This is a genomic window from Paenibacillus sp. FSL K6-0108 (assembly GCF_045040695.1).
GTDB lineage: Bacteria > Bacillota > Bacilli > Paenibacillales > Paenibacillaceae > Paenibacillus > Paenibacillus pabuli_B.
Map to the genome: position 1 here is coordinate 3,307,019 of NZ_CP150288.1, position 22,813 is coordinate 3,329,831.

Sequence of the window (22,813 nt, forward strand, 5' to 3'; positions counted from 1 at the left end):
TTCATGAAAGTTTCATGAGTTCGTTTACATGCCTTCGAAAATAATTTATAATTGGCATCGGAAGATCGTTGACTAACTAAAAGTTATGAAGTATAAAAAAGAAATTAAAAAGAAGAGAAAACGTCAAGAGACATCATGAAAGAAGGCAATCAGTAAATGAACTCATTTTTTGTAGATTCTGATGGAAACTTAAAAACCTCATTAAAAGGCAAGGATATTCTGTCCAATCCCATGTTAAACAAGGGCACTGCCTTTAACGAAGAAGAGAGAAGAGAGCTTAACCTGAATGGCATCCTGCCACCGATGGTTTTAAATATTGAGGAACAAGTGGTTCGAGTATATCAGCAATTGAAGAATGAATCGGATAATTTGCGTAAAAGTATCATGCTTAGTGATTTGTTCAACCGGAATATTGTACTATTCTACCGTCTAATGAAGGATCATCTTAGTGAAATGCTGCCGATTGTGTACACCCCTACGGTCGGACAAGCCATTCAGGAATACAGTCATCAGTACCAAAGACCGGGTGGTTTATATTTATCCATTAATGATATGGACGGGCTGGAGGAAGCTTTCCGAAACAGTGGGTTAAACGCTGGAGATGTCGATTTGATTGTGGTGACTGACTCGGAAAGTATTCTGGGGATTGGCGACTGGGGTGTAGGAGGCATTAATATTGCCATTGGTAAACTCGCGGTGTACACAGCAGCCGTAGGTGTTGATCCAAGCCGTGTATTACCTGTCGTGCTGGACGTTGGAACCAATAATCCCAAATTGTTGAATGATCCATTGTATGTAGGCAACCGTCATGAACGCATCCGTGGGGAGAAGTATGACCAATTTATCGAAGCCTTTGTGAAAGAAACAACAAAGTGGTTTCCGGATATTCTGCTTCACTGGGAAGACCTGGGCAGCGTAAATGCCAGAAATATCATTCAGAAATATGGGGAAGAACTCCTTACGTTCAACGATGATATTCAGGGAACGGGTGCCGTAACCCTTGCGGCAATCATGTCTGGAGTCCAAATAACGGGTGTACCTCTTCATGAACATCGTGTCCTTGTATTTGGACCAGGGGCCGCTGGTATTGGCAACGCGGATCAGATTCGTGACGCCATGATGGAGGAAGGGCTTGAACAAAAGGAAGCGGAGAGCCGGTTCTGGGCATTCGATTACCGCGGAATTCTCACCGATGAGACGGAAGGGTTATTTGAATTCCAGAAACCATATGTACGTAAAGCTGCGGAAGTGAAAGATTGGGTATTAAATGAGCTGGGACAGGTCAGTTTACTGGAAGCTGTGAAACAGATCAAACCAACGATTTTGATCGGGACTTCCGGTGTGGCAGGTGCCTTTAATGAACAAGTTATTAAAGAAATGGCGAAGCATGTGGAGCGTCCAATCATTATGCCGATGTCCAACCCGACCTCGCTGGCTGAAGCAGCACCAAGTAGTCTGATTGAATGGACGAATGGCAAAGCGCTGATTGCAACAGGTAGTCCATTTGAGCCAGTCATGTATAATGACACTTTATATGAAATTGGTCAATCCAATAATGCTTTTGTGTTCCCTGGTTTGGGACTGGGAGCAATTGTTGCCAAAGCATCGAAGTTCACCAAAAACATGTTCACTGCGGCTGCAGTGGCTGTAGCTAATTCGGTTGATTCCTCTGCACCAGGTGCTCCGCTTCTGCCAAGAGTGAAAGAGCTGCAAGCTGTTTCGTATAAAGTTGCAGTGGCGGTCGCTATGGCTGCAGTGGAAGATGGGGTCGCGCGTGTGGAACTCAAAGACGTAGAAGAGGCCGTAAAAGCTGCCATGTGGCATCCGGTGTACAAACCATTGTATGCTGCCGTTAATCAATGATTTGATCCATATGAGTCTGATTTGGCGCCTTGACCCATGGGTGTAATTCATGTTAAGTTTCTGGTATTAAATTGTTTAGCTTTTAAAGGGGGATAGAGCGATGACTGAATTAGACGTTGTAGATGTTTATGTGGACCTGTCAGCGAGCATGAACATTGACATGGTTCACAACATAACTAATCAGAATCCGGCACTTTATCCTCCTATACATAGGTCGTCTCGGCGTTAAGTTCTAGGACGCCAGATTTCTTTACTGTATAGTCAGGTTGATGTAAAGCAAAAAAGCACCGGAAAACTGGGGCTTTTTTGTGTTTTTTCATCTGAGGATATTCTAATAAATCAGACATTGATAAGTTGTCATTCATTCAGAAGCGGATTGAAATTCTGATTATGTTCAAATATAAAGTGAGGGGCCATGTTGGTAACTACCCTGTCGGTTAACTTTTATATTTCACATAAAAAGGATGATCCTTATGTCTTTAATCAACGTTACGAACCTAACCTTTGCCTATGACGGCAGCTACGATAATATATTTGAAAATGTAAGTTTTCAGTTGGACTCCGATTGGAAATTAGGCTTTACTGGAAGGAACGGAAGAGGAAAAACGACATTCCTCAATCTGTTACTCGGTAAATATGAATACAGCGGAACTATTTCTGCGAACGTCAGCTTTGAATACTTTCCTTTTCAGGTTGAGAATAAAGAAGCTATGACTCTTGATGTCATTGAAGAGATCTACCCTGAGTATCTGCACTGGCAGCTTGTGCGTGAGCTTAATCTGTTAAAGGTTTCAGAAGATATTCTGTATCGACCTTTCGATTCCTTATCCAACGGGGAGCAAACGAAGGTGATGCTGGCGGCTTTGTTCCTGAAGGATAATCGATTTTTGCTTATTGATGAACCTACCAATCATCTCGACATTCATGCGAGAAAACTCGTCAGTAATTATCTTCGCAGTAAAAGTGGGTTTATTTTGGTATCTCACGATCGATCCTTTTTGGATAACAGCGTAGATCACATTCTGTCCATCAATAAGAATAACATCGAGATTCAGAAAGGGAATTTCTCCGCTTGGTGGGAAAATAAACAAAGACAAGATCAGTTTGAACTTGCAAGCAATGAGAAGTTAATAAAGGACATCAAGCGTCTATCCGACTCGGCCAAACGGACGGGTGGATGGTCGCATGAAGTCGAAAAAACCAAGAATGGCACAAGAAATTCCGGTTCAAAAGTGGATAAAGGCTATATTGGACACAAGGCTGCCAAAATGATGAAGCGTTCCAAAAATATCGAGCAGAGGCAGCAATCCGCCATCCAGGAAAAGTCCAAACTGCTCAAAAATATCGAAAGTGCAGAACGCCTCCAGATTCATCAACTGGATTTTCACAAGAAGGAACTTGTGGAATTGGAACATGTATCCATTGCATATGATTCCAATGTCGTTTGTAGGGATGTGAGTTTCACTGTTGAAAAAGGGGAGCGTATTGCGCTTTATGGAAAAAATGGTTCGGGTAAATCAAGCATCCTTAAACTGATCTGCGGTGAGCATATCCCTTATACAGGTTATGTTCGAAAGGATCAACAGCTCAAAATCTCATATGTGTCGCAGGACACGTCTGATCTTGGAGGCCATTTATCCGACTATGCGGCCGCTCAGAATATTGATGAAAGCCTGTTTAAATCGATATTAAGAAAGCTGGATTTTTCCAGATTGCAGTTGGAGAAGGATATCTCGACGTATAGCGCAGGGCAAAAAAAGAAAGTGCTGATTGCCAAAAGTCTCAGTGAAAAAGCTCATGTTCACGTTTGGGATGAACCCCTCAACTTTGTAGATGTTATCTCTCGCATGCAAATTGAAGACTTGCTGCTGGAGTACTCCCCGACCCTTCTCTTTGTAGAGCATGACAGTGAATTTTGTGCAAATATTGCAACGAGAATTATCGAGCTGTAAGCAACGGAGAATGCTATTCATGCCAAGAGCCGCCGAAAGGCGGCTCTTGTGTTTAGGCTTTCCACTTCATCACCAATAATAGAGGACGTTGAAGCACGTCTGGTAGTCAACCGTGTCAATGGATACGGACTGGCTCTGGGCGTGTTTTTTTGCGTTGGAAAACTAATTTATTTACTCCAAAAGATTGAGTTAATCCTACGGGTACATATTCAAAATTTAACAGTGTTCAGAATTTAAGATTTTAAACTTACAAAAAATGATATAAATTTCTAGTAGATTCAAATCATTACCAAATTAAGACAGTAAATTTCCGGCAAGGAGGTCGATAATCTGCACTGAAACGGATACCGTATGAAGCCACTTTTGCACGCATTCCATCATATCCAACAGGAGGGATTCCATGCTTTACACCATTATTGTGCCAGTCAATCAGGACTATAACATTTTGAACCTGTTTACCGATTCACTGCTTCGGACAGTAAGCCCGTCCACTCAAATCATTTTTATCAACGATGGTTCCGGTTCTGCTGTCTTGCAGCATCTGGAGAGATTGAAGCAAGAGGTAAGGGAAGGTGTAACGATCGAGATTCTGCAGCATGATTTTCCACTCGGTTGTGCCGTATCGATTAACAGTGCACTGCGGCGAGCAGAGGGAGACTATATTTTCTTCCTAGACTCCGACACGATTCTTCAACCGAACTGGCAGCTGATGATGAAAGAGACTATGGATACTGATATTACTATCGGCATGATTGGCGGGGTACTCTTGTATCCACAGACGGGAGGTGTGCAGCATTGTGGGATTGCATTTGCCGACACCATCGGCCGTCACTTGTTCCTGAATGCATCCCCTGAAGACATTCCAAAGGAAACATTTTCAGTTCAGCTTGTTGTATTCGCCATGTTCGGAATGAAGAGGGAAGTGTATGAAACGGTAGGCGAGTTGGATGAGAAGTTTTTTAACGGATATGAGGATTTTGATTATCAGATGCGAGCACGGGCAGCCGGATATGATACGGTCATTAACCCGAATATTCTCGCCTATCACTGGGAACGGAGCAGTGGCATACATCGCAACTTCAACCGGAAAAACAATCTGGCACGTTTCTGGAAAAAGTGGGGCGGGCAAATTGAGGCCGATGTGTGGCCATTTGTATTCAGTCATCTGAAAGAACAGCTGGATAGCCAGAGTGAATATCAGCATCTGCCAATCGTTGGTATTGATCTTGCAGAAGTTCGCAGTGACGCGGATACATTCTGGACCAAGCTGGAGGAAGCTGACATTGCATCTGTTGCTGAGGTGCGTGACTATTCCAACCGCTTTAACTCGAATGGAGCCATCTGGCTGCCGCAGGTACTGGGCAAGGAGCTGATTCACAGCGAAAACCGATTATTGTTTCTAGTGGATAATTTCGCCCGTTTGCTGGAAAACCGTTACTGGATTGAGATGAGACATGCTCATCGGGCTAAAGATCTGATTATTGATCTGTATGGCAATGTCATTACCATGGATCGCATATATGATGGCTGCTGGCCGGGCTCCAAAGTTCGCTAACTCAAAAACCAAGTAAACAGGGAGGAACCAAAGGTGAATTCAAAAGAGAGCACGCTGGATCGTGCCGTAAGGTTTACACGTAATATGGAGTGGTTGGAACATGTCAAAAAGGTCATTCCGAGCGGATGCAGTACGTTAGCCAAAGCACCAGAACGATTATTTCCGGGATATACGCCCGTATGCTGCGCAGAAGCACGGAATTCCCGTTTTATCGATATTGATGGAAATGAATGGCTGGATTGCGAGATGGCCATGGGGACGGCGCCATGGGGACATGCAAGGCACGAAGTTCAACTGACCGTCATTCATCAGTTGAAAAAAGGGACAAGTTATTCCATTCCTGCTGACATTGAACTTGAATGCGCTGAACTGATTTTGGAACGGTTTGAAGGCCGCTACCCTTCAATTCGATTCACCAAAAGCGGCGCTGATGCCGTTAGTGGAGCCGTACGGCTGGCTCGTGCGGGAAGTGGCAAAAGCAGGGTCATCGCAACGGCGTATCACGGATGGCATGACTGGTCTGCCTACGGGTACTATGGTCGCGAAACGAAAGAGCGAGGCATTCCATTGGATATCGAAAGAACAACCATCTGGATAGACAAGCCCTCGCCAGAGCGGATCGAGGCCCAAATCCAATCCTCTCCCGAGGATATCGCCTGCATCGTCCTTTGTCCGAATGAATGGAAACGTGAGCCGTTGGAGCAAGTAGTATCCCTATGCCGATCATTGGATATCATCGTCATATTTGATGAAGTCACCTCCGGCATTCGAATGGGCAAACAAGCTACAGCAGGGGAATATGACATCTGGCCGGATTTGCTCTGTATTTCCAAAGGCATGGCGAATGGACTGCCACTCGCAGCCGTAATGGGACCGGAACATCTGATGTCATTATCGGGACAGGTCAGATTCAGCAACGCCCATTCCAGCGAGACCACTGCGCTCGCAGCAGCGATTGCATGTGAGCGATTGATGAAAAGCGCTAAAGTATGGCCTAGCTGGCGTGAGGCCACCATTCGGATTATGGACCTGATTGAAGCCGAGCTCGTGCTTCTTGGACTAACCGATCAATTGGCGTTGAAGGGGACCTATGCAAGCTTTTCCATTAGCTCTATTTCAGAGGAAAACTTCCATACCGATCCTTTCCGTGAGTTTATGGTCAAACGAATGGCCCACTTCGGAATTTTCACCAAAGGGTACTTTATTTTTTCTGATGCTCATACCCGGGAAGAACTGCTATGGGTGGAGGAAGCTCTTTTGCAAACACTATCGGACTGGAAAGAAGAGCTGAAACAGGAACATCTTTCGAATTGAGATTTGCGAAAACGTTTAAAATTTTATCCAAATTATATTATAAAATCTGGGGATAACAGCGATTGGAAGGTTGTTCTGTCATCGGAGTGGATTGTGTAAAATCTTTAGTTCAACTTATATAAAACATCGACTAGGAGGAATATTCAATGAAAGCACTCGTATATCAGGATCTTAAACAGGTGACGTACCAGGATATTGAGGAGCCAACCATACAAAAGCCAAACCAGGTCAAAATTAAAATCTATGGGTCAGGCATCTGCGGTACAGACCTGAATATTGTCAAAGGCAAAGTGCCGGCGAATAAAGGAACGATTATTGGTCATGAAGGTGTAGGTACAGTGATTGAGGTTGGCGACGAAGTTCGCGGTTTCAAGGTAGGTGATCGGGTATTGGTTGATCCCACGCAATCTTGCGGTACCTGCTCCTATTGCCGCGAAGGACTGTTCATCTACTGCGAGAATTTTGATGACTATCAAGTAGGGATGACGACACACGGAACCTTTGCTGAATATTTTGTTGGGGACGAAAAGTATATCTATGCCATCCCGGATTCCATGAGCTGGGAAACGGCCATGATGATCGAACCACTGGGATGTGTACTTCAGACTTTCATGAAAGCAGGGACTAAGCCAAGTGACTCTGTACTGGTCCTCGGTTCTGGTGCAATCGGTTCTCTGTGTCAGCTTGTGAGCAAACGATTGGCAAGGCTTACTGTAGGCACGGAAGTTGATCCATTCCGCAAAGAGTTCGCTTCAGAGATTGCGGATCATGTATTCTATCCTCAGGAACTGACGCTCGATAAAGTATACGAGATTAATAATAAGAAGAAGTTCGATATCGTGGTGGATGCGGTTGGCAATCAGCTTCATGTAGGATTTGAGATGATTGCCAAAGGCGGCAAGATCATTCCTATGGGTTATGACGACAGTTATGAGGTGACGTTCAAATCAACTGCCGTAATTAATGATGGCATTAGTATCATTGGGGCGGTAGCTAATCACTCGATGATCAGTACAGCATTAAAATTTGCTCAAAGTATTCCCGAACTGGAGCAGATGGTGACGGCCAAGGAACTGCTGAGTGATTATGAACAGGCCTTCAATGGGACGATTGGTTATGACCTGCGTACCGGAGAGACGCTGCCCATGAATTCGGTCAAAACAGCTCTTATTCTATAAGCATGTAGTCATTATCGGGTTCGCCGCTGCGAAAAGAGGAATTCGCAGCGGTGAAAACCACCGCAGAAAAAGGGGGAGATATCGATTGAAGCTGCTACAGGATTTGCCGAGAAATCCGCGGTACTCCATCTTACTTGAACCGGTATGGGCCATTCCGGGCACGATTGTTCTTTTCTATGCTCCCTTATATATGAAGGAAGCCGGACTTTCGGATATTGAAATTGGTTTGATCAATTCGGTGAATCTTTATTTTGCCTTTATATTTCAGTTATTTGCGGGTTCAATCACGAATAAGCTGGGTCGCAAGCGAACAACACTGATTTTTGATTTGATTGCCTGGAGTGTTCCCATGTTCATCTGGGCTTTCTCCCAGAACTTTTGGTTGTTTCTGATCGCTTACTTGCTGAATGCAACCTCCAAATTTGTGACGGTTTCCTTCAACTGTCTAATTATTGAGGATGTTGAGGAACACAAGCGATCCAAGGTATTCGCCATTCTCAACATGATCATTACTGGTGCTGGAGTACTGACACCGATCGCCGGGGTAGTGATTGCCGATTTTGGCATCGTGCCAACACTAGCCAGTATTTATTTTGTCGGTGGTATTCTCATGACCGTAATGTTCTTCATTCGCAACCGATATACGGATGAGACCACAGTAGGGAAGGAACTTATGGGAATGCATAGCCAGACCCGGGTGATACAGAGTCTGGCTTCCAGTCTGCGACTATTTGGCAGATCGTTCTACAAACGGAGGCTTTTACCGATTATTCTGATTACGGTGCTGTCCAATCTGATCCTGCAATTGAATTTCTTTCAGGTGATTTTTTTCAAGGAACAGTTGAAATTCAATGATCAGATTATTTCATTTATACCCGTCGTCACCGCAGTAACCGTCATGCTGCTGTATTTGGTCATCATCCCGCGTCTGAAACGGCGATCGGAAGAAAAGTATGTCGGTTTCTCCATTATTCTGAGTACAGTTGGGGCCATCCTTTTTCTATTGATACCTGCGGGGAATATAGCCATGTTATTTCTGACTCTAATTGTTCTGGCCGCAGGCAATTTCATCTTGCAAACATACCGTGACTCACTGCTCATGAACCGATTGGGTACACATGAAAAAGCGGATATGTTTTCGGCAGTGCAGACCGTCATGACGTTAACAGCAATTCCATCAGGTTACCTTACAGGCCTGCTGTATCACTATAATCCCGTACTGCTGTTTAGCGTCATTCTTGCACTTTACATCGTACTCATGATCATTATGTTGTTCCTTCCTGATCCACAAAAACACTCCCAAGTGATCACCACTTACAAAAATATGTAGGAGAAGGGGTTTTCTGTATATGACACGAATATATAATACAGAAAATGAACCTGGGAGGCCAAGAGAATGACAAACGTATTTGCAACAGAAACAAGAAACCAAATGAACTGGATCAATGAGCCGGATACCTGGTCTTATACGGATCAAGGAGTACTCATTGTAGAAGCTCAAGCCGATACGGATTTTTTCCAGGACCCGGCGGGTAAAAACGTCCGTGCAACAGCCCCATTTCTATCGATGTCCGTGCCTAATGATTTTGAAATGACGACCCAGCTTACCGTGGACATGAAACACCAGTATGATTCCGGGTGTTTGATGATTATGGCGGATGAACGAAACTGGTGCAAGCTTTGTTTTGAGTACGATGGAAAAGCAGCTACCATTGTGTCAGTGGTGACGAAGGATGGATCATCCGACGATTGCAATTCGATTGAAGTTTCCGTTACTAATCCTTATCTGCGCATACGCAAGGTGGAGGACTGCATTTCATTTTTTTATTCACCCGATGCGGTGGAGTGGAAACTAATTCGATATTTCGGCATGCCGATCGAGGGGGAGATTCGGGCTGGAGTTGTTGGACAGTCACCAACCGGAACGGGATGCACCTGTCACTTTTTATCCATGAATGTTACCCGTCCGGACGTGACTGCACGCTTCTAAGCTCACTCCTGCCAATCGGCTGATCATTGGAGGGAGAAAAGCGTCATGGTAAAAGCCTTTATTTTGGATTTTGATGGACTTATTGTGGACACGGAGACCCCATGGTTCTATGCCTTTCGCGATATCTATAAAGAGCATGGACTTGAACTAGGCATGGAGCTTTGGTCTAAAAATGTAGGTACATCGTTTGAGGAATTTCATCCTTTTCTGTACCTGGAGCAGGCGCTGCAACAACCAATCGATCATGATCAGATCAGGTTGCTCTCTGAACAGAAATATGAAGCGTATCTGGGACAGGCAGCCATTCTTCCAGGCGTGCTTGAGATGCTCCATGCTGCCCGTGAAAAGGGAATTCGCCTTGCCGTTGCTTCCAGCTCTACCCGGGATTGGGTTCATGGATATTTACGTACGCTAGGCGTTATTGAACTATTCGATGTCATTCATACGTCTGAGGACGTCAAGCGGGTCAAACCGGACCCGGAATTATATCAGCTTGCCCTGGAGAGTCTCGGGATCGGGGCAGCCGAAGCGGTTGTGTTCGAGGATTCACCAAATGGACTGAAGGCAGCCAAAGCCGCGGGCATTCGTTGTGTCATTGTGCCTAACGAGGTAACGCGTAATCTGGAATTCTCGAAGTATGATCTGCGGTTAACCTCGCTGGCAGAGCTCACAATGGAAATTCTTTAACCCTGGTATTGCTTGCGTAACTCGATCGGGGAAATCCCTTCATATTTTTTGAATACGGATCCAAAATAACTGGCGCTGTTAAAACCGACAGCCCGCGCAATCTCATGGGCTGTTACTCCGGCGTCATGGACGAGCATTTCTTTAGCTTTTAACAACCGGTATCGTGTCAGATAATCAAGCGGAGTCATTTGAAATTCTTTTTTGAAAATTCGATTCAAATGCTGTTCCGTGACGTTCATCTGCTGAGCAAGCATGGAGAGCGAGATATCCTGATGATAATTTTGCTTGATAAAAGTTACAAGTCCGCCCAGCTTTAAGCGGGCATCCGAGCGTTCATAAGCACCATTACGATCTCCATCAATGGTTAACCTGACCAGAAGCATGTACAGCAATGCGGATACGTGCCAGATCTGATCCTTGTGCCGGGACTGCAGCGCCAACGTTATTTCATGCAACAGGATATGGAGCATTCCGTCCGGCTTGAAGGCGCGCAGCTCCCCGATCTGCAAGGTATGCAGAAACCGGGGCAATAAATAGCCATTAAAGGAAAGACAATCGAACAATAATGAATCACTCAGATTATCGTAACGGTATGTGACCTCCGGAAACATAATGAGAGCTATTCCTTTTCGAATTGAAAACTCATGATTTTGAGCTGCGATTTTCCCTGTTCCCCCGATACACTGCACAATGCTGTAATCCCGTGAATGGTCGCTCCAATGCATTAATTCATCTACAGTTAGCTGGTTTTGGCCTGTAATCATAAGTGGCATATCGGTATCCAGCGTTCTCCCCATACTAGGTTTCGGCATCGTTGTCTTATTCCTCATTTCGTTAAAGGTCGTGTGCGTAAATGGCGCGGATACAGCGTTAAAAGAAACCTGATTTGAATTATATTACATAAATAACATTAATTTAAATATTCTGTTCAACTATTTTCAACTCGGTGAATTTCTCATCGAAAACCTTTTAGGGATATGTATCATAATGTCGATACCTTGCCATTATCAGACCCAACAGTATAGGCTATAATGGATACAGTGATTTAGGAAAGGGATGCAATCATGAAGAAAGTCATCGTTGTAGGATCAGGAATTTTAGGAGCATCAACAGCCTATCAATTAACAAAATGGGGTGCGGAGGTCCTTGTTATAGATCGGAAAGATCGAGGACAGGCTACAGATGCTGCCGCCGGCATTATCTGTCCCTGGTTATCCCAGCGCCGCAATCAGGATTGGTATCAGCTTGCCAAGGCAGGTGCACGTTTTTATCCCGGGTTGATTGAGGAACTTGAGCGTGAAGGGGAAACGGAAACGGGTTACGCGCAAGTGGGAGCCCTTAGTATTCATACCGATGTGGAGAAAATTAACAAGATGCAGGAGCGGGCACACCTTCGTAAAGAAGATGCACCGGAGATTGCTGACATTATTCGTCTGGATGCCAAAGAAACCCATCAGCGATTTCCACTTCTCCAGGAAAATGTTCAGTCTGTGTACATCAGCGGTGCTGCGCGTATCGATGGACGTGCGCTGCGTGATGCTTTACTCCGGTCAGCACAACGGAATGGGGCGATCCTGATGGATGGGGACGCGACTCTTCAATATGAATCAGACCGGGTAACTGGTGTGGTTGTTGATGGTAAAATCATATCGGCTGACGAGGTCATTGTGTGTGCTGGTGCTTGGGCGAGTGAATTGTTCAAGCCTTTGGGCATTGATTTCAAGGTTCATTATCAGAAGGCACAAATTATGCATTTGCAGGAACACAATCGAGAAGACACAGGTAACTGGCCTGTAGTCATGCCTCCTTCAGATCAATATCTGTTGGCTTTTGATCAACAGAAGATTGTGATTGGGGCGACTCACGAAAATGATATTGAAGGCTATGATACAAGAGCAACCGCAGGCGGAATGCAGGGAATATTGAATAAAGGGTTGGAACTGGCTCCCGGTTTAGTTGATAGCACGTTTCAGGAAGTAAGAGTAGGCTTCCGTCCATTTACACCGGGATTTCTTCCGGTCATGGGTGCTGTTCCCGGTTGGAAAGGCTTGATTACAGCCAACGGGCTTGGAGCGTCCGGTCTAACGATGGGGCCTTTTATTGGAAGTCAACTGGCCAAGTTGGCTCTGGGTATGGAGTTGGATATCGATATTCAGCCATATGACCTTGGGAAAGCAATGAATGATCAGAAATGAGGTGAACGATGACGTATTCACAGCGCTTAACCCACGGAAACTCCTCAGATCTCATATATCTGGAGCACCAGATTGGCGTCACCGAGGAGGAATTGGCAAAAGCCGAGGAAGAGAAGACACATTGTGAATTGAAACTGCACCAATGGAGAACAAAACCAACTTATAGTTCGGAGGGATGTTCATCGGCTGAGACAAAAATGATGGAGCAATTAGTCCAATTACAGACGAAGATAGACAACTTCCGCATCCGAATGATGAACCTGCAAGATGATTTGGAAAAGCTAGGTGATTAACCCCAACAGGGCCTAAACTACAACCAGAGACAAGGATGAACAGAAGATGAGTTATGATGGAGAACGCATATATTTACGATTTTTGAAAGTGGAGGACGCGACGGCACTGTTGGATTTGCAATATCGCAATCGGGCTATTTTCGAAGAAATATCGGCAAGTGAACGATCGGAGACATTCTATACACTGGAGGGGCAGGTTGCCCTTCTTGAACGTTGGAACAGGGCCAGAGAAGAAGGGAAACGTTACTCTTTCGGGATCTTCCTGAACAATACGCATGAGCTTCTTGGGGAGATTTCTCTGTTCGAGCTTGAACTGAATTCCACCACCAAATGGATAGTTGGTTATGTGCTCGACCAGGTGCAGAATGGCAAGGGATACATGAGTGAAGCCCTTCAGCTGGTACTGAATTTTGCCAGGAAAGAAGCAGGGATAAGACGAGTGGAGGCAGGTGCGCTGCCCGATAATGCCGGATCGATTCGAGTGTTACGCAAGGCAGGCTTTCATGAGGAAGATCGCCAGAATGTTAAAATTAAGGGAATATGGAAGGAACATATGATGTTTGCAGTTGATTTGCAGTAGTTTATAACTATCGTAACGTGAACCACCATATCATCCAGGGGGACTTATGAATAAACGGAAACGTATGCTGCTGGACTCAGCGCTTGTGCTCTTTGAGAAATATGGGGTGACCAACACCTCCATACAGATGATCTTAGACGAGTCGGGTGTTTCCAAAGGGACATTTTATAAATTCTTTGGTTCGAAGGATGATTGTATTCTTGCCATTCTGGAGCAGCGGGTACAGGAAGACATGACGATTCGCAAAGATTTGGAGAACCAAAGCTATGCTTCCGATTTTGATTTACTGGTGGATCAGATTATGGTGCCATTGATTTTGCCAGAAAAAAAGTTTGTTGTAGAGCTATTCTGGACAGGCTTCTACTCTGAAGAATGCGATTTGGAAAATTTGACTCGCATGCAGATCAATTGGCTATCTGAACGACTGGTACAGGTTTTTGGAGAAGAATTAAGACCCTTTGCTTATGAAGGGGCTATATTTGGATTTGGCATGATCCATCAAATCTCGAACATGTGGAGAAACTTTCATCTTCACCAACCGGATTGGAGCCATCTTGTGCCAAAAATCCTGATCTACATTGAAATTTTGCTTCGTTCCATGCTGGAAAGGCAGGAGCATATTATTGATTTTCCAAGCCTTTTGATGATCGCTCCTGGTTCCAAAAAAATTGCTCAGGGTAAAAACAATTTGATTGCAGATCTTCAGAAATTCAGTCATTCTATTCTCCATTCAGAAGTGTCTATTAAAGCGAAAGAACTAACCCAAGGACTGCTTGCTTTAGTCGAGCAGAAAGAGATCAATATGTCCATGTTGGAAGTAACCCTGCATGCTTTTCAAACCGAATTTGAATCGAATTCCGTTCAGTACGAGGCAAGCAGGATTGTCAAAGATTGCAGCTCGTACCTCGAACAAATCAGGCTAATCTCGATGGAAAGCACGAAATAAACGTCAACGCAGCAGTTCATACTTAATGTGGAAGGCTATTGTTCATTTTTATTATTTAACACCAAAAAGCGGCAGATTGGACGTAAAGCTTACGGTCCTGATCTGCCGCTTTCTGTATAAGATACATTTGTTTTTACGCGATGTCATTCATGTAGATGCTATGCTTAATTTGTATTCATCGAGACTTTTTGTCTTACAGTCTGCTTGGAGTCTTCCTCCGTTGCTTGTTTGGTACGTTTGATGAAGAAGGAAAGCAGCAATCCGAGAACGGCAATGCCGATAATGACAACGTAAGCATCATTAATTCCCTGGATCATGGATTCCATTCCCAACTGCTGCTGGGTTAAGCCTTTGGCTGCACCCGTTGCCACCATATCCTGTACATGTGCCGTTGTGCGACTGGTCATTACACTTACGAGCAATGAAGTACCCACAGCGCCAGCGACTTGTCTCACGGTGTTGGATATCGCTGTACCGTGTGGCCCAAGTCTTGGAGGCAGTTGGTTCAAACCTGCTGTTTGGATTGGCATCATGAGCAAGGCCATACCAATTCGGCGGCCTGTTGACATTAATACCAGGTAAGTATAACTGGTAGAATCCGTTAGATCGATGAAACCAATAGTGGTTACGATCGTGATAACCATCCCGATAACTGCCAGCCATTTTGCGCCAAACCGGTCAAACAATCTCCCTGTTATTGGCATCAGGAAGCCCATGACAAGCGCCCCTGGAAGCAATAATAATCCGGACTCCAATGCAGTGTAACCCCGTGCATTTTGGAGGTATAAAGGAAGCAGCATCATATCAGCATACATAATCATCGTGATAGCGATATTAATGATCGTGGTCAGTGAGAACATATTATACTTGAAAGCACGCAGATCGAGCAGCGGATTTGTAGACGCGAGCTGTCTCCATGTGAACAGTCCCAGAGCAACAACTCCTGCTGCAAGGCATATGATGACTTCTGCGCTTGACCATCCCAGACTTCCCGCTCGGCTGAAGCCATACAGCAATGCGCCGAATCCAATCGTGGACAGCAATACGCTGAGTGTGTCGAACTTGAGTTTGATTCGTTCCGATACATTTTTGAGATATACAAACGCAAAACCAATAACAATAACGGTTAGTGGGATCATTCCGTAAAACATCGTTTGCCATGTGTAGTTCTCAAGGATATATCCAGCAAGCGTTGGCCCAATTGCCGGAGCGAAAATGATGGCAAAACCGACCATGCCCATCGCTGCCCCCCTTTTCTCAGGAGAGAACAGGGTTAGAATGACATGCATCAACAATGGCATGATAATACCAGCACCGGCTGCTTGAACCATACGTCCAGTCAACAGTGTACCGAAGTTACTCGCAAGGGCAGATATAATCGTACCAATGAGGAAAATAAACATTGAAGCTTGAAATAGTTGCCGTGTCGAAAAGCGTTGCATGAAATAGGCTGTGATGGGAATAAGTACTCCATTCACCAGCATGTAGCCTGTCGTAAACCATTGGGCTGTTGCTGCTGAGATATTAAAATCACCCATCAGCTCCGGAGTTGCCACACTCATAACGGTTTGGTTCAATGTGGCAAGAAATGCACCCAAAATCATAACAAACAGTATGGGGCCCTTTTTTACGTCATCTCTTTCTTTTAATCTAGCCTGGCTCAATCCATTCCATCCTTTCAATCCACACGTGACTAAATTTACAACGTGTTGTATAGTTTACATTGTATTTATTGAATTATATACATATTCCCGAAGATTACAATTTACGATTTTGGGTATTTTTGTTGCTTATTTTACGAAATAATGAAATATGTCGTCTAAATAGTAAATAAACGACTGATCATTTAAAATTGTAATTTTCAAAATTTGAGGAGTGATTTGCATGAAAAACCAAAAGAGTTCTGCTACAGATCCTCGTATACTTCGTACAAGACAGTTGATTCGGGATGCTTTTGTAGATCTTTTGCAGGAAATGGATATCGAGAAGTTGTCGGTCAATCGGATTGCAGAACGAGCTACGATCAACCGGGTGACTTTTTATCTGCATTACCGAGATATCACGGATATGATGGAGAAAATGGCGGATGAGATGATTGAGCACATTGAACGGATTGTGGACGAACATGCTCCTCAATTTGAGGATGCTGCCAAAGACGATGGTTGGCCAGTGCTTGTGAAATTGCTTGAACACTTTGCTGACCATTCCAAATTTTATCGTGTCGTTCTCGCTTCCCGACGTACCCCTATTTTTACGGAGAGGCTTTTGAAATTGCTAACAAAACTCGTATCGGCCAAAATTGAAAATTTGGAGCTGGGGAACTCCTTTGCTCAAGCGGGTATCCATAAGGAGATCGCCATCTGGTACAGTTCTTCAGCCCTGATTGGTACCATTGTATCCTGGCTTCGCAATGACATGCCCTACGCACCGCATTTTCTTGCCAAGCAGTTCTCTTTAATTCGTGCTTACTCTTACAATGACTTGATATAACAAAAAAACATCCAGCTATAGTCAGGATCAACCATAGTCAGATGTCTTTTAACAAGGTATAAACGGGCTATTCTCCTGTGGGGGTTCGTAATATCATATACAGTCCGATGAGCGCTGCCAGAGCACCAAAAATGATGCCTGACAATCCATTGTAAAAGGTTGGATCTCCTTTGTATGAAAATGACATGATCGCAGTTTGTGTTAAAGAAAGTGAGATCAATGATGAGGAGAAGTTCGTCAGTTTGATGGCTTCAATGACCGGCTCATTATTCCGTCTCGCCATAATGGCACCCCCAAGAGAAACGGCGATTTCGGTAAAAGTAACGGCAGCGATGATAAAGGCGACATAGTGAGGGTAATGCGTCCTGCTGCCTGTAACGAATAATAACTTACTGCAATAGATGATGTAGACCGCACTTGAAGCGAGTACAATCTGCCCTATAAGCCGATAGGCTGCGTGTTGTTTCTTTAGAATTTCCTCCGGGCTGGAATCAACAAGATTCGAGTCCTCATGTGCTTTTGCTGCGTAATACTTGGCTACAGCGATGCCAATATTATAAAATGCGTTAATGCATAAAAAGAAGGAGAGCGAGAAGATTCCCAAAAGTATTTTTCCAAGTGCGATAAGGGCATTTAGTGGAATAGATAATTTGGCAAAGTAAATAATGCGATTATTTTTAACTTTAAAGACGGATTCCCCTCTATTCACCGGACGTATCCAACTCACTGTATCCCTCCCGAACGAAACCCCGATGTGCAAAGAATGAGTCTTGTGTTTAAGCATACCATAGTAAACCATATGGTCCACGTATTAGGTTTAGACATGTTCATGCTTATCTATCCGTTCAGAACTTCATATCCGCCATAAATATACTGTTAGTCTGAAAAAAACCCTGAAATATCCATATTTTGAATATAGTTCAAAAGTTTCATTCCAAATAATATACGGTTAGTATAAAATTGGTTGTGCGCTGAACTGTCAATTCATGTGTGAATAACAATAGTTTAAGAGGCGGTGTCAGGATGTACAAAGAAGTGATTCGTGCTCACGATATAACCAATTTTCAGTCAAGATCGGAAGAGTTTTTTCCCCTTCACTGGTTTCGGAAGATGTTGTCGGAGAAGCCTGTCTACTATCATGAGGATACGGATACCTGGAATGTGTTCAGATATGAGGATGTCAAGCAGGTACTAAGCAATCATGAATATTTTTCATCCGAAGGCTCAAGAACAACCATTGCAGTTGGGGCAAAAAGCAAGGAAGGCACACCGCCGGACAAAATGAATATTTCGAGTATAGATCCTCCGCGTCATCAAAAAAGCCGTTCGCTGCTTTCTGCTGCTTTTACACCCCGCAGCCTGAAAAACTGGGAGCCACGAATCCGGAACATTGCGAAGGAACTGGTGGAGGATATTGAACTTAATACTACGATCGACATCGTGCAAGCACTGGCAGCACCATTGCCTTCCATGGTAATGGCTGATTTGCTGGGCATAACGCTGAAGGACAGCCACCGCTTCAAAAGCTGGGTAGATATTCTGTTTCAACCCGCCAATAGAGAAAATGCAGATGAAATGGAACTGAAAAAACAGGTCGCGGCGCAGGAGTATTATCAGTTCCTGTATCCCATTGTCGTTCAGAAACGGTCTCAGCCTGGCGACGATATCATTACAGATCTGTTGAAAGTGGATGTGGACGGCGAGACATTTTCCGATGATGAGGTTGTTCGAACCACAATGCTTTTGCTCGGAGCTGGTATCGAAACGACCAGTCACATGGTATCCAATACATTTTATTCTTTTCTCTATGATGACCCCAACTTGTATGTGCAGTTACGAGAGAACCCTGAGCTGATCCCACTTGCCGTGGAAGAGATGCTTCGTTATCGCTTCCATAACGCCAAGCGACACCGGACCGTGAAGAAGGATAATAATCTGTTGGGTGTAGAATTGAAAAAAGGAGATGTCGTCATTTCCTGGATGAGTGCAGCGAATATGGATGAAACCATATTTGAAAATCCATTCGATTTGAACATTCACCGTCCCAATAACAAAAAACACCTTACCTTTGGAAATGGTCCACATTTCTGTCTGGGTGCTCCGCTGGCGAGAATGGAATTGAGTGTTGCTTTGACTGCATTTGTAGAAAGGGTACCTTTCATCGAATCGGTTGAATCATTTGATTTGGAAAATAACCTGACCGTCTCGGCTCCAGGCCAGTCTCTGACGTACTTGCCTGTGAAGATTGTGCACTAGGAGAAAGATTAATATCATACAGGCCAAATAACAAAAACCGTAAATTTGATGCTTACTGGTCATACCCCTGGTCAAGTAGACAGATGAAAAAAGCTATGCTGCCAGCGCGCATCGATATTCAATCGGTGCGCGTTGTTTGAGTTTGGCTTGAAAGCGTCGGTAGTTGTAATTGTAAATGTAAGATGAACATCGGACAAACTGGAGCAAGGATTGGTGACTGCATCCTGAAAAATGGCTCAGCAGCCTATCATGTGAAAGAACATCAACAGTCCATCATATATGGAGACTACTATTTTATGGAAGCCATTTTTAAATTAAAAGGAAGCGACTTATATTTGTGGTGATCTGTCAACTTCATAACATGATAAAAAGGAGCTGATTGATCTGGCTTCCTTTTGTTATCTAATCCAACATATGCTATTCAGCTTGGGGAAGCCTGATTTTCAAAACAATACCGTTCAGCTCAACCTAAACTGAACTACAGTTGAATCCGTGTTACACCCGAGCAATCCCAGAAACACAAGGGTGTAAGGATACAAGAAGAAGCATGTTCAGATCTGAGAGCAGCTCGAGACATGCAAAAAACAAGTGAGGTGTCTTCCATGAGTGAAAGGTTGTTAACCATCATAGATCTGATGCAATGGGACAAGCAGGGGCAAACAGAAGAGTCTGAATCGGAGCGGCATCAACAGTTCTCACACATCATGTTTGAGCTGTTAGAGGCGACCTTTTATAACTAGCAAAGCTTTAGGCTTCGAGCAAATCCCTTTTGCTGGCGTGTCAACATGTTATAACTAGTACTAGTACTTTATTTTCAATAACTTAATTTGATAAATACGAATCCAAAAAAGCACTAACAGCTCGCTCAACACATACTTTGATTTGAGCATCGGATGGATCTTCAATAAAGCCAAATATACAGTTTTCCACTAGCTCCGATTCGATTAAAGCTATATAGTGTGACACAACCGTCTTTGTATCTCTCTTTTTTATCTTGTGAGCATTCATTTCTTTCTCAAAAAGTACAGACAACATATCGTGAATTTTCCTTTGTCCCTCTTCAAAGAATAACATTCCAATGTCAGAGCGTGTGGACTCAGCAATTAGCATCCGGTTAATAGCAATTGTATCCGGGCTACACCGTTGATGCAAATAATGTTCCCCGAAATTCTGTAACACTATATTAAGATCATCATTTTCTGACAATATGGACTTTATGGTCGCTAATTCGGGTTGAACGGACTGTTTGACCAATTCTACAAAGACTTCTTGTTTTGATGAAAAATAGTTATACAAAGTTGCTTTGGAACCACCGACACGCGCAGCAATATCGGACATGGATACTTCATATGAAGCGCTTTTCTTTAGCAATTGTAATGCAGCATCGATTATTGCTTTTCTCTTGTCTTCACTTTTTGTTCTCAAAGAAACCGCTCCCTATATAATCTACAAATTTCTGATCTCATTATAGATTTCTAAACCAACATCGTCAAATAAGAAGCGTTATCCCGTAAGCAGGAGGAACATATTGACGGTTGGTATTCTCTTCATTATAATTAAACTGTACAGTACAGTTTAATTATCGGAGGTGCAGATTATGGGAAATAGTAAATCAACGTATTGGATTGAAAACAGATTGGAACAGAAAGATCTTATGCCTAAGTTAGTTAAACAAGAATTGGAAAATGAAATCAAACAAGACATTTTGGACTTTTTAGAAGCACAAGAGGTTGCTAATCTGGCAACGTTAACTCCTAATAGTTGGCCACTTATTCATGCTATGCATTTTGCCACAGTTACAGATCAAGAACAAAGACCTGTGTTTTATCTGTTTTCTGTTCCAGGAACGAGAAAGTTGCATAACATCAGTGTGAATTCCCAGGTAGCATTATCAATATATAATTTAACAGGATATGAAAATAGAAAGCAGGCAAAGGCATTTCAATTTATGGGGATTGCCCAAATTATCACTGACCCAGAGGAAGTTAAAAAAGCACTGGCAGCTCAAAGAAGTAAGCCAGGTTATGAATTCACTGAACATTTACCGCTTGAAAAACAGCCTTGCATACGAGTAGATGTTCTATACGGTACGTGGATGGATCAATCAGGCAAGCGTCCGTTGGTATCAGTAGACTATCGGCAACAGGTGTAACGCCTCTAACTGAGATTCAGAAATTTGAGAAAATGGGACTCATGCTATCTATATTTTTTTACTTTGAATATTTTAAAAGCCAAGAGGCTAGTTTCTGATGATTACATCCGTAACCGCAATATTTATAATTCAGAATAGGAGCTTCCTACTAAATGAAGAAACTACATGCGTTTGCTAGCATTATATCGATTCTATGTATAGCTGTTTTTCTTATTTCAACTATTATAGTAGATTTATTCTGTAGTCATGAAACGATTGCTAGACTAAAAAGTTTGATTGTTCTACCAGGATTGATTATTTTGATTCCTGCCATGGCGATAACTGGGGCAACGGGCTTCAAAATATCTCGGGGTAGGAAAGGAAAGATTATTGATAAGAAAAAGAAGCGTATGCCATTTATTGCCTTGATTGGTGTATTAATTATGATACCGTCTGCTATATTGCTTGATATGTGGGCTTCAACGGGTCAATTTGGAGTAAAATTCTTATTGGTTCAACTAATTGAAATCATATGCGGTAGTTTCAACCTATTCCTAATGAGTATGAGCATGAGGGACGGATTTGTACTTACCGGAAAATTGAAAATCAATAGATAAGGTCTTCCTTAATTGACATTTCAATTAAAGTCTCCGGAGTGGATGTGTGAGGATAGATTCCTTACGAAGGGGCCGTTTAAAGGCCCTCTTTCTTTAGGAATGTGGAGTGATCATTTTTGATTCGTTGTCGGAGACCCCATGTCGAATCGAATCCTAGCATTTAAGAAAGGAATGAGAAGTACTATGCAGTTTCATCCAATGATTATACATTTCCCTATAGTGCTGTTATTAGTGGGTGTCATATCTTTATGGATTTCCTTCTGGGGATCTGACTTCTATAGGCGATTAGCAAATTATTCATTAGTAGGAGGATTTGTTTTCTTGATTGCTGCTGTCATTTCTGGTTTCAACAGTGTAGATTACGCAGTAAAGACATTTACGAATGTATCAGAAACGATAACTAAACATCAAATGTTTGGAATCTTCACACTCATCATATTTGCTTTAACACTTTTAATTCAATACAGTAGTATTAAGAAAAAAAATCCTTCTACTTTTATAAGAGGAATCTTGTTCGTTTTGTCATTCACAGGGCTTGTTATGCTAATCATGACTGGGCATTTCGGTGGTCAACTTGTATATCCATAGTTCTTAATAGGATCGTTTCCCTCCTATAAAAGTTGGGTTCTTCTGAGGGACGGAAGTGTCACAAAAAACATTTTCCATCAAATCTGAGAGAAGCTTTGAGGATAACTGGGGAAGCTAGATGAAGAAACAGATTGATACTGATTGAAGGACTGATGGTCATTTAGGGTTTAGGATCAAT

Annotated in this window: 23 protein-coding genes; 18 read left to right on the forward strand and 5 right to left on the reverse strand. The window is 43.3% G+C overall.

The window, feature by feature from the left end; genetic code table 11:
* Positions 1–156 precede the first annotated feature (156 nt).
* The 8 genes from MHB49_RS15150 (at position 157) to MHB49_RS15185 (ending at position 10,539) form a co-directional block, all read left to right on the forward strand.
* Positions 157–1,863 carry an NAD-dependent malic enzyme gene (locus MHB49_RS15150; RefSeq protein ID WP_405156696.1) on the forward strand — a complete coding sequence of 569 codons (1,707 nt, stop codon included), beginning with the start codon at positions 157–159 and terminating at the stop codon, positions 1,861–1,863.
* A 473-nt stretch (positions 1,864–2,336) separates the two neighbouring features.
* Positions 2,337–3,815, forward strand: coding sequence for an Lsa family ABC-F type ribosomal protection protein (locus MHB49_RS15155; RefSeq protein ID WP_405156697.1), 1,479 nt, complete (start codon positions 2,337–2,339; stop codon positions 3,813–3,815).
* Positions 3,816–4,215: 400 nt separating this feature from the next.
* The gene (locus MHB49_RS15160) at positions 4,216–5,370 is read left to right on the forward strand and encodes a glycosyltransferase family 2 protein (protein ID WP_405156698.1); all 1,155 of its coding nucleotides are present in this window, start codon (positions 4,216–4,218) and stop codon (positions 5,368–5,370) included.
* Positions 5,371–5,403: 33 nt separating this feature from the next.
* Entirely contained in the window at positions 5,404–6,684 is a 1,281-nt protein-coding gene (locus tag MHB49_RS15165; protein ID WP_405156699.1) for an aminotransferase class III-fold pyridoxal phosphate-dependent enzyme, read from the forward strand.
* A gap of 146 nt (positions 6,685–6,830) precedes the next feature.
* A complete protein-coding gene (locus MHB49_RS15170; RefSeq protein WP_405156700.1) occupies positions 6,831–7,862 on the forward strand; it encodes a zinc-binding dehydrogenase in 1,032 nt (343 codons plus the stop codon).
* Between the two features lie 85 nt (positions 7,863–7,947).
* On the forward strand, positions 7,948–9,192 hold the full coding sequence (locus tag MHB49_RS15175) for an MFS transporter (protein WP_405156701.1): 1,245 nt from the start codon (positions 7,948–7,950) through the stop codon (positions 9,190–9,192).
* A 66-nt stretch (positions 9,193–9,258) separates the two neighbouring features.
* Positions 9,259–9,852, forward strand: a complete 594-nt coding sequence (locus MHB49_RS15180) for a DUF1349 domain-containing protein (protein ID WP_405156702.1) — start codon at positions 9,259–9,261, stop codon at positions 9,850–9,852.
* Between the two features lie 45 nt (positions 9,853–9,897).
* Complete coding sequence (locus tag MHB49_RS15185; RefSeq protein WP_405156703.1) at positions 9,898–10,539, forward strand: HAD family hydrolase; 642 nt, start codon at positions 9,898–9,900, stop codon at positions 10,537–10,539.
* On the opposite strand, the gene MHB49_RS15190 is transcribed toward MHB49_RS15185, so the two are convergent.
* Positions 10,536–11,351 (reverse strand): AraC family transcriptional regulator, encoded by an 816-nt coding sequence (locus MHB49_RS15190; RefSeq protein ID WP_405156704.1) that lies wholly within the window; start codon positions 11,349–11,351, stop codon positions 10,536–10,538. The genes MHB49_RS15185 and MHB49_RS15190 overlap by 4 nt on opposite strands.
* 252 nt (positions 11,352–11,603) lie before the next feature.
* Here MHB49_RS15190 and MHB49_RS15195 point away from each other — a divergent pair, with 252 nt between their 5' ends.
* From MHB49_RS15195 to MHB49_RS15210, 4 genes are read left to right on the forward strand one after another with little or no spacing between them, the layout of a single operon-like run.
* On the forward strand, positions 11,604–12,734 hold the full coding sequence (locus MHB49_RS15195) for an NAD(P)/FAD-dependent oxidoreductase (protein WP_405156705.1): 1,131 nt from the start codon (positions 11,604–11,606) through the stop codon (positions 12,732–12,734).
* An 8-nt stretch (positions 12,735–12,742) separates the two neighbouring features.
* On the forward strand, positions 12,743–13,027 hold the full coding sequence (locus tag MHB49_RS15200) for a hypothetical protein (protein ID WP_247902676.1): 285 nt from the start codon (positions 12,743–12,745) through the stop codon (positions 13,025–13,027).
* A 46-nt stretch (positions 13,028–13,073) separates the two neighbouring features.
* Positions 13,074–13,607 (forward strand): GNAT family N-acetyltransferase, encoded by a 534-nt coding sequence (locus MHB49_RS15205; RefSeq protein WP_405156706.1) that lies wholly within the window; start codon positions 13,074–13,076, stop codon positions 13,605–13,607.
* A gap of 46 nt (positions 13,608–13,653) precedes the next feature.
* Complete coding sequence (locus MHB49_RS15210; protein WP_405156707.1) at positions 13,654–14,553, forward strand: TetR/AcrR family transcriptional regulator; 900 nt, start codon at positions 13,654–13,656, stop codon at positions 14,551–14,553.
* Positions 14,554–14,717: 164 nt separating this feature from the next.
* Here MHB49_RS15210 and MHB49_RS15215 read toward each other — a convergent pair whose 3' ends face one another.
* Positions 14,718–16,157 (reverse strand): DHA2 family efflux MFS transporter permease subunit, encoded by a 1,440-nt coding sequence (locus tag MHB49_RS15215; protein WP_405157144.1) that lies wholly within the window; start codon positions 16,155–16,157, stop codon positions 14,718–14,720.
* A gap of 280 nt (positions 16,158–16,437) precedes the next feature.
* Here MHB49_RS15215 and MHB49_RS15220 point away from each other — a divergent pair, with 280 nt between their 5' ends.
* The gene (locus MHB49_RS15220; protein WP_247902679.1) at positions 16,438–17,043 is read left to right on the forward strand and encodes a TetR/AcrR family transcriptional regulator; all 606 of its coding nucleotides are present in this window, start codon (positions 16,438–16,440) and stop codon (positions 17,041–17,043) included.
* A gap of 67 nt (positions 17,044–17,110) precedes the next feature.
* On the opposite strand, the gene MHB49_RS15225 is transcribed toward MHB49_RS15220, so the two are convergent.
* On the reverse strand, positions 17,111–17,770 hold the full coding sequence (locus MHB49_RS15225; RefSeq protein ID WP_405156708.1) for a hypothetical protein: 660 nt from the start codon (positions 17,768–17,770) through the stop codon (positions 17,111–17,113).
* Positions 17,771–18,066: 296 nt separating this feature from the next.
* Here MHB49_RS15225 and MHB49_RS15230 point away from each other — a divergent pair, with 296 nt between their 5' ends.
* Positions 18,067–19,299, forward strand: coding sequence for a cytochrome P450 (locus MHB49_RS15230; RefSeq protein WP_405156709.1), 1,233 nt, complete (start codon positions 18,067–18,069; stop codon positions 19,297–19,299).
* Positions 19,300–19,392: 93 nt separating this feature from the next.
* Here the strand turns inward: MHB49_RS15230 and MHB49_RS15235 are convergent, their stop codons facing one another.
* Positions 19,393–19,506, reverse strand: a complete 114-nt coding sequence (locus tag MHB49_RS15235; protein ID WP_405156710.1) for an IS3 family transposase — start codon at positions 19,504–19,506, stop codon at positions 19,393–19,395.
* Positions 19,507–19,901: 395 nt separating this feature from the next.
* Between MHB49_RS15235 and MHB49_RS15240 the strand changes: the two genes are divergently transcribed.
* Positions 19,902–20,039, forward strand: coding sequence for a hypothetical protein (locus MHB49_RS15240; protein ID WP_405156711.1), 138 nt, complete (start codon positions 19,902–19,904; stop codon positions 20,037–20,039).
* Between the two features lie 82 nt (positions 20,040–20,121).
* Here MHB49_RS15240 and MHB49_RS15245 read toward each other — a convergent pair whose 3' ends face one another.
* Complete coding sequence (locus MHB49_RS15245; RefSeq protein WP_405156712.1) at positions 20,122–20,724, reverse strand: TetR/AcrR family transcriptional regulator; 603 nt, start codon at positions 20,722–20,724, stop codon at positions 20,122–20,124.
* 172 nt (positions 20,725–20,896) lie between these two features.
* On the opposite strand from MHB49_RS15245, the gene MHB49_RS15250 reads away from it, so the two are divergent.
* The 3 genes from MHB49_RS15250 to MHB49_RS15260 all read left to right on the forward strand — a co-directional run bounded on the left by MHB49_RS15250 (position 20,897) and on the right by MHB49_RS15260 (position 22,635).
* Positions 20,897–21,451 carry a pyridoxamine 5'-phosphate oxidase family protein gene (locus tag MHB49_RS15250; RefSeq protein WP_192267447.1) on the forward strand — a complete coding sequence of 185 codons (555 nt, stop codon included), beginning with the start codon at positions 20,897–20,899 and terminating at the stop codon, positions 21,449–21,451.
* A gap of 152 nt (positions 21,452–21,603) precedes the next feature.
* Entirely contained in the window at positions 21,604–22,047 is a 444-nt protein-coding gene (locus MHB49_RS15255) for a hypothetical protein (RefSeq protein ID WP_405156713.1), read from the forward strand.
* A gap of 198 nt (positions 22,048–22,245) precedes the next feature.
* Positions 22,246–22,635 carry a DUF2231 domain-containing protein gene (locus MHB49_RS15260; protein WP_405157145.1) on the forward strand — a complete coding sequence of 130 codons (390 nt, stop codon included), beginning with the start codon at positions 22,246–22,248 and terminating at the stop codon, positions 22,633–22,635.
* Positions 22,636–22,813: the final 178 nt, after the last annotated feature.